Annotated in this window: 7 protein-coding genes; 4 read left to right on the forward strand and 3 right to left on the reverse strand. The window is 59.5% G+C overall.

Annotation, left to right across the window (positions count from 1 at the left end; translation table 11 throughout):
* The first annotated feature begins 194 nt into the window (after positions 1 to 194).
* Complete coding sequence (pqqU, locus tag AC2LB6_RS22410; RefSeq protein WP_490095189.1) at positions 195 to 2,315, forward strand: TonB-dependent receptor PqqU; 2,121 nt, start codon at positions 195 to 197, stop codon at positions 2,313 to 2,315.
* Between the two features lie 44 nt (positions 2,316 to 2,359).
* Here the strand turns inward: pqqU and AC2LB6_RS22415 are convergent, their stop codons facing one another.
* From AC2LB6_RS22415 to AC2LB6_RS22425, 3 genes are all read right to left on the reverse strand, one after another.
* Positions 2,360 to 2,920 (reverse strand): isochorismatase family protein, encoded by a 561-nt coding sequence (locus tag AC2LB6_RS22415; RefSeq protein ID WP_490095190.1) that lies wholly within the window; start codon positions 2,918 to 2,920, stop codon positions 2,360 to 2,362.
* 15 nt (positions 2,921 to 2,935) lie between these two features.
* A complete protein-coding gene (locus AC2LB6_RS22420) occupies positions 2,936 to 3,361 on the reverse strand; it encodes a MarR family winged helix-turn-helix transcriptional regulator (protein ID WP_490095191.1) in 426 nt (141 codons plus the stop codon).
* Between the two features lie 66 nt (positions 3,362 to 3,427).
* A complete protein-coding gene (locus AC2LB6_RS22425; RefSeq protein ID WP_090961256.1) occupies positions 3,428 to 3,985 on the reverse strand; it encodes a helix-turn-helix domain-containing protein in 558 nt (185 codons plus the stop codon).
* 120 nt (positions 3,986 to 4,105) lie between these two features.
* Here AC2LB6_RS22425 and AC2LB6_RS22430 point away from each other — a divergent pair, with 120 nt between their 5' ends.
* The 3 genes from AC2LB6_RS22430 to AC2LB6_RS22440 form a co-directional block, all read left to right on the forward strand.
* Positions 4,106 to 5,278: a benzoate/H(+) symporter BenE family transporter gene (locus AC2LB6_RS22430; RefSeq protein WP_490095192.1), complete on the forward strand. Its 1,173-nt coding sequence runs from the start codon at positions 4,106 to 4,108 to the stop codon at positions 5,276 to 5,278.
* Positions 5,279 to 5,449: 171 nt separating this feature from the next.
* The gene (locus tag AC2LB6_RS22435) at positions 5,450 to 6,844 is read left to right on the forward strand and encodes an SrfA family protein (RefSeq protein ID WP_490095193.1); all 1,395 of its coding nucleotides are present in this window, start codon (positions 5,450 to 5,452) and stop codon (positions 6,842 to 6,844) included.
* Between the two features lie 2 nt (positions 6,845 to 6,846).
* Positions 6,847 to 7,207: virulence factor SrfB (locus AC2LB6_RS22440; RefSeq protein WP_490095194.1), on the forward strand; the 361-nt coding region annotated here is incomplete at its 3' end.

Here is a 7,207-nt window from a genome sequence, read left to right on the forward strand (position 1 = left end):
GCTGACTCCCGTGAGTTATAGGTCTGCATCCGATCATATCGAATGCCTTGTCACTGCAAAAGATGGATTCCAGCCTGGCGGTAAACAGAGAAAAAATCCAGCCCGAAACGGTGTACCCCGGCGCATCAAACCCTTACCATACGCGGCGATTGTTCCACCTGGTTCATTTACGCTTATTTTTCGGGCCTCTGATAATGAAAATAATTTCTCTGCGTCAGGCGACGCTGTTGATGTTGCCTGCCATTTTGCCGCTGCCGCTGCTGGCAGCGGATAATGACAATACCCTGGTCGTGACGGCCGCCCCGCCGGAAAAGGGCCTTAACGAACTCGATACGCCCGCCGCCCTGAGCGTGGTCAGCGGCGACGATATGCGTCAGGCGGCCGCGCGCGTAAACCTGTCGGAAAATCTCAGCAGCGTACCGGGTCTGCAAATCCAGAACCGGCAGAATTACGCACAGGACCTGCAGCTGTCGATGCGCGGCTTTGGCTCCCGCTCAACCTACGGCGTGCGCGGTCTGCGTATTTACGTGGATGGTATCCCGGCCACCATGCCGGATGGTCAGGCGCAGACCTCCAATATTGATATCGGCTCCATTGATCATGTCGAAGTGCTGCGCGGCCCCTTTTCTGCGCTGTATGGCAACGCCTCGGGCGGCGTGATCAATGTCACCACCCAGCAGGGTCAGCAACCGACCACGCTGGAAGCCAGCAGCTGGTACGGCAGTTACGGCAGCTGGCGCAACAGCGTCAAAGCCAGCGGCGCCACCGGTGACGGCAGTCACGCCGGGGATGTGAACTACACCGTCTCCGCCTCCCGCTTTACCACCCACGGCTATCGCGATCACAGCGAAGCACAGAAGAACCCCGGCAACGCGCGGCTGGGTGTGCGGATCGATGATGTCAGCACCCTGACGCTGCTGTTTAACAGCGTTCACATCGACGCGCAGGATCCCGGCGGCTTAACCGAGGCGCAGTGGCGGGACAATCCGCGCCAGGTGGTCAGTAACGTTCCGCTCTACAACACCCGTAAAACCGTGGATCAGACTCAGGGCGGCCTGCGTTATCAGCGTCAGATGAGTGAGAACGACGACCTCAGCGTGATGCTCTACGCGGGCATGCGCGAAACCACCCAGTTCCAGTCGATTCCCGCCGCCGTTCAGCGCAATCCGTCCCATCCCGGTGGCGTGATTGCCCTGACCCGCCACTATCAGGGCGTCGATACCCGCTGGACCCATCGCGACACGCTGCTGTCGATTCCGGTGGCGGTGACCGGTGGCCTCGACTACGAAACCATGACCGAGCGCCGCAAGGGCTATGAGAACTTTACGGTCAGCAACGGCGTGACGCAGCTGGGCGAACAGGGCAATCTGCGCCGCAACGAGCGAAACCTGATGTGGACGCTCGATCCCTATCTGCAGAGCGCCTGGCAACTGACAGATAAGCTGTCGCTGGATGCAGGCGTGCGCTTCAGCACGGTTAACTTTGACTCCAATGACTTCTATATCAAGCCCGGTAACGGCGACGACAGCGGTGATGCGCGCTATCACAAATGGCTGCCCGCTGCGGCGCTGAAATATGCCTTTGACCCCAGCTGGAACGCGTGGATCTCTGCCGGTCGCGGCTTTGAAACCCCGACCATTAATGAGCTGTCCTACCGTTCGGATGGCGCAACAGGCCTGAACCTGGGGCTGAAACCGGCCACCAGCGACACGCTGGAGATCGGCAGCAAAAAACGCATCGGCAACGGCCTGATCAGCGCGGCGCTGTTCCAGACCGATACCCGTGATGAAATTGTGGCGGATGCCAGCAGTGGCGGACGTACTACCTATAAAAATGCCGGTCAGACCCGCCGTCGCGGTCTGGAGTTAAGCCTGGATCAGCAGTTTGCCTGGGACTGGCGACTGAAAATGGCTTACACGCTGCTGGATGCGCGCTATCGCAGCAACGCCTGTGGCAGCGAAAGCTGTGACGGCAACCGCATCCCTGGCATCGCCCGTAACATGGCTTATGCCGGACTCGGTTACCTGCCGGAACAGGGCTTTTATGCAGGCAGTGAGGTACGTTATCTGAGCCAGATTGCCGCTGAAGATCAGAATGCGGTGAATACCCCGTCCTACACCGTGGCAGCCGTGAACAGTGGCTATAAGTGGCTGGTGGATAACTGGACGCTGGATCTGTTTGGTCGGGTGGATAACCTGTTTGACCGGCACTACGTGGGTTCAGTGATTGTGAATGAGAGTAATGGTCGCTACTTCGAGTCTGCACCTGGCCGCAACTACAGTGTCGGTTTAACGCTGGGTTACGCCTTCCGCTAAAAACATCCGGGCCACTGTTGTGGTGGCCCGAATCTAAATGCTAATCAGGCACGCGAATTCAGCTGTGCCTTAATCTCCTCACAGCTGCCGGTTTCACCCAGACGCGGGAAGATCAATTTCACGCTGTTGTTATGGGTATCCCTATTCAGATCGGTCATCGCATCCGTCGCCAGCGTGACGTTGTAACCCAGCTCATACGCCTGACGTGCGGTCGATTCCACACCGATACTGGTCGCGATACCGCAAATCACCACCTGAGTGATACCGCGCTGTTGCAGTTCATCGTGCAGTGCCGTGGCATGAAACGCACCCCAGGTTTTCTTGGTGATGGTGAGGTCATTCTGCTGCGGGGTCATCGCCGGAACCAGCGTCGCCCAGTCGGCAGGGAATTCGCCGCTGTGACGCGCCTGCTCGTTACGGCCCGGCGCTCCACCCGCCACGTTCACCAGCACGACCGGCAGATCGTGTGTGCGAAACGCCTCAGCCAGACCGGCACAGCGTTCGATCACTGGCTGCGGCTCATGAACCAGCGGCAGCGCCACAATGCCGTTTTGCAGGTCGATAACAATCAGCGCAGTTTTTGCATCAAGTGTGGTTACAGCCATGTTGAATCCTCGGGTTTAATAGTCAGTGAGTCGTTGCAACAGAGGGAGAACGTCTGTCAGCTGCTGCTGTTCAGCCGGGCTAAGCCGCGCTTCCAGCGTTCGCACCAGCCAGTCATCGCGCATCGCGCGACTTGAGTTAATCACCGCGAGGCTCGATTCGGTAGGCAGATAGCGGGTTTTACGGCCATCATGGGGATCAGGCTCCCCCGTCACCAGTTCTGCCGCCAGTAGCCCGGCGACGGTCGCGCCCATAGACTGGGTGCGTACGCCTTCGGCAGCCGCCAGCTGCGTTACCGTCATCGAACCGTCGCGCACCAGATGTCCCAGCACCGCAACCTGCGACCAGGTGAGTTCGCCAGGCGGTGCCGACTCGCGTAACCGGCGGCCCAGTTTGCCCACCAGCATGCGCAGCATGGCAGCAGATTCAGTCAGATCGCTCATTACCCGTCTCCATCGATAAGCGAAAGTATAAGGATACGAAGGTAAACTGTGTAGTTTGCTCCGGTATCAATTTGTAACGTCCGGGCGTTGCAGGTAGTGAATCAGACTGTGGAAACGCAGCGGCGTGCTGAGCGGGTTCCGGTAGCTGTGCAGCACGTCGGCCCTGAACTGAAACGCTTCTCCGGTGAGCAGACGTCGCCAGAGATCACCGACACCCAGCAGCAGTTCGCCTTCAATGACCACCACCTGCTCCACGCAGCCGGCTTCATGCGGCGACGAGTGACTCTGCGCGCCCGCTGCCAGCTCCACCGCCAGCAGATCAAAACGCAGTTGCGGATCGTAAGGCAGCAGCGACCGTACTGACATTTCAGCATTGGGCTGACTGAACCCTGAAGCTGTGCCGGCTGGCAAGGCGCTGCCGTCGATAAAAAAGGAAAAGGGAACATTGAAACCGGTGGCAATCTTCCACAACGTCGCCACGGTGGGACTCGATTCGCCGCGCTCAATCTGACCCAGCATCGCTTTACTGACGCCGGTTCGCTCCGCGGTCAGCGTCAGGCTCCAGCCATTGGCCTGGCGCAACTGTCTGAGCGCGCCGCTCAGGTGTTGCTGAAAATCCGCCATTTTTTCTCCTGAATTCCAGTCCTGGTAAGAGACGTTATGGTGATAGTGTAACACTTGTGCGTTATAGCGCATCATGCGACCATGCGCGCTATAACGCACAACTTTACCGGGAATCTGATCATGACGAGTGCTGAACCGTCCCGTTTTACCTTGCCGATGCTGGTCTCCGGTTTCGTTGCTGTGCTGGTGGGCTACAGCAGCAGCGGTGCGATTATCTATCAGATGTTTCAGGCGGCAGGGGCCTCGCCCGCGCAGATTGGCGGCTGGCTGTCGGTGCTGGGGCTCGCGCAGGGGATCGTCTCGCTGAGTCTGTCATTACGCTACCGCATGCCTGTGCTGGCCGCCTGGTCCACGCCCGGTGCCGCGCTGCTGGCCACCAGTTTCCACGGCATTTCGCTGAATGAGGCGGTGGGCGTTTTTGTTTTCGCCAACCTGCTGATTGTCGTGAGCGGCGTGACCGGCCTGTTTGCCCGACTGATGAACCAGATTCCCGCCTCGCTGGCGGCGGCGATGCTGGCAGGTATTCTGCTGCGTTTCGGGCTTCAGACCTTTGCCGATTTGCAGAGCAACTTTGTGCTGTGCAGCAGCATGTGCCTGGCCTGGTTGCTGGCCCGTCGCTGGCTGGCCCGCTACGCCATTCTGGTGACGCTGCTGGCAGGCATTGCGGTTGCGCTGGCTCAGCACGCCATCCACTTTCCGCCGCAGTCGATTATGCTGGCGCTGCCGGAACCGGTGATGCCGCACTTTACCCTGACCACGCTGCTGGGGATCGGCGTGCCCTATTTCCTGGTAACGATGGCGTCGCAGAATGCTCCCGGCATCGCCACATTGCAGGCGCACGGCTACCGTCCGCCGGTCTCATCACTGATGGGCTGGACCGGATTCACTGCCCTGCTGCTGTCGCCGTTTGGTGGCTTTTCGGTCTGCGTGGCGGCGATTACGGCGGCGATCTGCATGAGCGATGAGGTCGACGAAAATCCTCAGCAACGCTGGCGGGCGGCGGTGCTGGCCGGTGTGTTCTATCTGCTGGCGGGCGCATCCGGGGCACTGATCGCGGTACTGTTCAGTGCGCTGCCTGCGGTGCTGATTGAGACGCTGGCGGGTCTGGCACTGCTTGCCACGCTGGGTGGCAGTCTGCATCGCGCACTCGATGTGCCTGCTGAACGCGACAGTGCGCTGATCACGTTTTTGATCACCGCGTCGGGCGTTTCTCTATTGGGTATTGGCCCTGCCTTCTGGGGGCTGGTGGGCGGCGTTATCGCTCACCTGCTGCTGGTGCGTAAAACTACCTGATTGCGTGATACCTGCTGAAATATCGGTTATTTTTCCACCCGCCAGTGAAAAAAACACTGGATTTACCTCCTTTTCTGCCGTTTGATTTGTCATTGCCCCGCGTAAAATCAACCTAATCGTCGATAACACGCGATTTTCTGCCTCAGACAACGACCGATAAGGGCCCAACAGGTGGCAAAAACTATTCTGCGCAGCGGTAATTTAGATGCAGTTCTGGCGTTAGGTGAAAATGGCCAGCCGGTCTACGCCTCAGCACTGCAAATTCGTGAAACCCTGCGCCTGCGCCGTCAGGGCGCACTGGCAGATTGCCTGGCGATTCCCCAGGCCAATGAACGGGGCGAACGCCTCGACTGGTATGCCCCTTTTAGCGGCCGGGTGAAATCCTGGCTGGGTGCCAGCGATCATGAACGTCGCGCGGCGCTGCAACAGCTCACCGCCTGTCAGCAGGATATGCAGGAACTCAGTACGCGCGCGCGCGCGGCAGAGAACCCATCGATGCGCCTGTTTGGTGCCCTGCTGAGCAAAACCCTTCAATTCCCCGACCAGCAGTATGTCTATCTGGTTGATGGCAAACCCGTTATCACCTTCTGGGGCTTTGTCGATGCCCAGGCGCGCAGTCGCGATGACGCGCTGGCCTGCCTGCGTGACACCCTGGAAGAGAACCTGCCTGCTACGCTGGTTGAACCGCTACCTGAGCTGCCTGCCGCACCGGTGGTCACTGAGCCAGTCGTTATCGCGGAACCGGAGCCAGAACCAAAACCTGAACCCGAAGTTGTTGCTGAACCCTTGCCGGTTGTCGCCCCCGTTGAACCTCAGCCGGTCACGCCGGTAGTGGCTCGCCGCCGTTTCCGCGTCTGGACTCTGTTACCGCCCGTGGCTATTGTTGCTGCCGTGACGGTGGCCGTGCTGCTGCATAAACCGGAGCCTGTGGTCACACCGGTTGCGACAACGAAGCCGGTAACCGCCCCTGCACCTGTATCAACCCCAACACCCGCTGCGACTCAGGCACCGGTTGCTGCGACACCTTCTGCTGCGCCGTCTGCTACGACGCCTGCGGAGACAGCAACGGCTGAGAAACAACCCGAGTCGCTGCCACAGAAACCAGCAAGCACTGGCACTACCGAAGCAGCGCCTGCCGCGTCATCTGCTACCCTTGCCAGTGTGGTAACCCCGCCGGTTCCGGCTAAAGCTGATGACCTGATCGTCACGCCAGACGCCGTGCGCGAAGGTCAGGTGCAGGTGATTGATGGTCGCTGGCGTGTCACTATCGAACAGATGCAGACGCCAACCGGTAAGCCGCCGGTGATGCGCTTCCAGTTTAAAAATGGCAAAGGCACCGTGCAGGTCGCCCAGGGGAATACCACCTGTAAAGCCGATGTCAGTGCCGCCATGACCAGCGCCGGTAACCTGGTTATTGAGAGCCGCTACACGGCGAAGTGCCAGAACAATTCGCGCTACCGTATGCCACTGCTGGTCTGCCATGCGAGTATGGGCGCCGCCGTGTGTGAAGCACAGTATGCTGATGACCGGGTCTTCCCGATGACGATTAAGCGTGAGAGTAAATAACGATGCTGGCTCCCCTGATCGATGACAAACAAAAAATTTCGCTGATTGAAAACAGCGGTGTGCAGTTTCTTGATTTTGGCCTGCAACTCTCAGATACCCCGGCGCGCCGCCAGTTTGTGCGCCAGACCGCCAACGGCCCGCTGCTGCGCCTTAAGGTTGATGGCAACAGCGGTAAGTTCCTGCTCTACCCGGAAGATGGCGGCGCAGCGGAAGTGGTGCGCCCCGAGTCCGATATAGCCCTGGCGGACTCACTGACCCTGCTGTCAGCCTGCTGGCTGCCATTACCGATGCTGCGCTGCGCCAGCGGACGTCGTTTTATCGGCGGCCCTGAAAACTGGGCGCGCATGCGTCTGGTTGCCCTGC

This window comes from Pantoea sp. RCC30.1, assembly GCF_058148845.1.